Below are 3,549 nucleotides of genomic sequence, written 5' to 3'. Positions count from 1 at the left end.
TCATGACTGGGGTGAAGTCGTAACAAGGTAGCCGTAGGGGAACCTGCGGCTGGATCACCTCCTTAATCGACGACTCAGCTGCTCCATAAGTTCCCACACGAATTGCTTGATTCATTGAAGAAGACGAGAGGCCAGCCTTTAAGGTGGTCTGCTTCGTTAGAGTTTAGAAATGAGTATTCCGATGTGAATATTGATTTCTAGTCTTTTGATTAGATCGTTCTTTAAAAATTTGGGTATGTGATAGAAAGATAGACTGAACGTTACTTTCACTGGTAACGGATCAGGCTAAGGTAAAATTTGTGAGTTTAATCGCGAATTTTCGGCGAATGTCGTCTTCACAGTATAACCAGATTGCTTGGGGTTATATGGTCAAGTGAAGAAGCGCATACGGTGGATGCCTTGGCAGTCAGAGGCGATGAAAGACGTGGTAGCCTGCGAAAAGCTTCGGGGAGTCGGCAAACAGACTTTGATCCGGAGATGTCTGAATGGGGGAACCCAGCCATCATAAGATGGTTATCTTGTACTGAATACATAGGTGCAAGAGGCGAACCAGGGGAACTGAAACATCTAAGTACCCTGAGGAAAAGAAATCAACCGAGATTCCCTTAGTAGTGGCGAGCGAACGGGGACTAGCCCTTAAGTGGCTTTGAGATTAGCGGAACGCTCTGGAAAGTGCGGCCATAGTGGGTGATAGCCCTGTACGCGAAAATCTCTTGGTCATGAAATCGAGTAGGACGGAGCACGAGAAACTTTGTCTGAATATGGGGGGACCATCCTCCAAGGCTAAATACTACTGACTGACCGATAGTGAACTAGTACCGTGAGGGAAAGGCGAAAAGAACCCCGGAGAGGGGAGTGAAATAGATCCTGAAACCGTATGCGTACAAGCAGTGGGAGCCCACTTTGTTGGGTGACTGCGTACCTTTTGTATAATGGGTCAGCGACTTATTTTCAGTGGCGAGCTTAACCGAATAGGGGAGGCGTAGCGAAAGCGAGTCTTAATAGGGCGTCTAGTCGCTGGGAATAGACCCGAAACCGGGCGATCTATCCATGGGCAGGTTGAAGGTTGGGTAACACTAACTGGAGGACCGAACCGACTACCGTTGAAAAGTTAGCGGATGACCTGTGGATCGGAGTGAAAGGCTAATCAAGCTCGGAGATAGCTGGTTCTCCTCGAAAGCTATTTAGGTAGCGCCTCATGTATCACTGTAGGGGGTAGAGCACTGTTTCGGCTAGGGGGTCATCCCGACTTACCAAACCGATGCAAACTCCGAATACCTACAAGTGCCGAGCATGGGAGACACACGGCGGGTGCTAACGTCCGTCGTGAAAAGGGAAACAACCCAGACCGTCAGCTAAGGTCCCAAAGTTATGGTTAAGTGGGAAACGATGTGGGAAGGCTTAGACAGCTAGGAGGTTGGCTTAGAAGCAGCCACCCTTTAAAGAAAGCGTAATAGCTCACTAGTCGAGTCGGCCTGCGCGGAAGATGTAACGGGGCTCAAACCATACACCGAAGCTACGGGTATCACTTAGGTGATGCGGTAGAGGAGCGTTCTGTAAGCCTGTGAAGGTGAGTTGAGAAGCTTGCTGGAGGTATCAGAAGTGCGAATGCTGACATGAGTAACGACAATGGGTGTGAAAAACACCCACGCCGAAAGACCAAGGTTTCCTGCGCAACGTTAATCGACGCAGGGTTAGTCGGTCCCTAAGGCGAGGCTGAAAAGCGTAGTCGATGGAAAACAGGTTAATATTCCTGTACTTCTGGTTATTGCGATGGAGGGACGGAGAAGGCTAGGCCAGCTTGGCGTTGGTTGTCCAAGTTTAAGGTGGTAGGCTGGAATCTTAGGTAAATCCGGGATTCTAAGGCCGAGAGCTGATGACGAGTGTTCTTTTAGAACACGAAGTGGTTGATGCCATGCTTCCAAGAAAAGCTTCTAAGCTTCAGGTAACCAGGAACCGTACCCCAAACCGACACAGGTGGTTGGGTAGAGAATACCAAGGCGCTTGAGAGAACTCGGGTGAAGGAACTAGGCAAAATGGCACCGTAACTTCGGGAGAAGGTGCGCCGGTGAGGGTGAAGGACTTGCTCCGTAAGCCCACGCCGGTCGAAGATACCAGGCCGCTGCGACTGTTTATTAAAAACACAGCACTCTGCAAACACGAAAGTGGACGTATAGGGTGTGACGCCTGCCCGGTGCCGGAAGGTTAATTGATGGGGTTAGCTAACGCGAAGCTCTTGATCGAAGCCCCGGTAAACGGCGGCCGTAACTATAACGGTCCTAAGGTAGCGAAATTCCTTGTCGGGTAAGTTCCGACCTGCACGAATGGCGTAACGATGGCGGCGCTGTCTCCACCCGAGACTCAGTGAAATTGAAATCGCTGTGAAGATGCAGTGTATCCGCGGCTAGACGGAAAGACCCCGTGAACCTTTACTATAGCTTTGCACTGGACTTTGAATTTGCTTGTGTAGGATAGGTGGGAGGCTTTGAAGCGTGGACGCCAGTTCGCGTGGAGCCAACCTTGAAATACCACCCTGGCAACTTTGAGGTTCTAACTCAGGTCCGTTATCCGGATCGAGGACAGTGTATGGTGGGTAGTTTGACTGGGGCGGTCTCCTCCTAAAGAGTAACGGAGGAGTACGAAGGTGCGCTCAGACCGGTCGGAAATCGGTCGTAGAGTATAAAGGCAAAAGCGCGCTTGACTGCGAGACAGACACGTCGAGCAGGTACGAAAGTAGGTCTTAGTGATCCGGTGGTTCTGTATGGAAGGGCCATCGCTCAACGGATAAAAGGTACTCCGGGGATAACAGGCTGATACCGCCCAAGAGTTCATATCGACGGCGGTGTTTGGCACCTCGATGTCGGCTCATCACATCCTGGGGCTGAAGCCGGTCCCAAGGGTATGGCTGTTCGCCATTTAAAGTGGTACGCGAGCTGGGTTTAGAACGTCGTGAGACAGTTCGGTCCCTATCTGCCGTGGACGTTTGAGATTTGAGAGGGGCTGCTCCTAGTACGAGAGGACCGGAGTGGACGAACCTCTGGTGTTCCGGTTGTCACGCCAGTGGCATTGCCGGGTAGCTATGTTCGGAAAAGATAACCGCTGAAAGCATCTAAGCGGGAAACTTGCCTCAAGATGAGATCTCACTGGGACCTTGAGTCCCCTGAAGGGCCGTCGAAGACTACGACGTTGATAGGTTGGGTGTGTAAGCGCTGTGAGGCGTTGAGCTAACCAATACTAATTGCCCGTGAGGCTTGACCATATAACACCCAAGCAATTTGATGCTCCTAGTTGAAGAAACGAAAGAGGCCAGATTGCGGTGTGTGAAGACGAAACGAACCGAAAGTTCGAGATACTCACAAAACACCTAGCTGTCACATACCCAATTTGCTGAAGCGAGGCCAACCGGTCACGACTCAGTACCCGAATTTCTTGACGACCATAGAGCGTTGGAACCACCTGATCCCATCCCGAACTCAGCAGTGAAACGATGCATCGCCGATGGTAGTGTGGGGTTTCCCCATGTGAGAGTAGGTCATCGTCAAGATTAAA

General features: G+C 50.8%; 3 rRNA genes. All 3 read left to right on the top strand.

What is annotated here, in order from left to right:
• A 16S ribosomal RNA gene (locus KGB07_RS26490) occupies positions 1–65 on the top strand; the annotation flags it as partial.
• Between the two features lie 302 nt (positions 66–367).
• Positions 368–3,259, top strand: a 23S ribosomal RNA gene (locus KGB07_RS26485).
• Between the two features lie 169 nt (positions 3,260–3,428).
• Positions 3,429–3,544: ribosomal RNA gene (rrf, locus tag KGB07_RS26480) — 5S ribosomal RNA — on the top strand.
• The last annotated feature ends 5 nt before the right edge of the window (positions 3,545–3,549 follow it).

This window comes from Pseudomonas sp. GL-RE-26, from assembly GCF_019956275.1.
GTDB lineage: Bacteria > Pseudomonadota > Gammaproteobacteria > Pseudomonadales > Pseudomonadaceae > Aquipseudomonas > Aquipseudomonas grandcourensis.
This window is presented reverse-complemented; position numbering and strand designations above follow the sequence as displayed.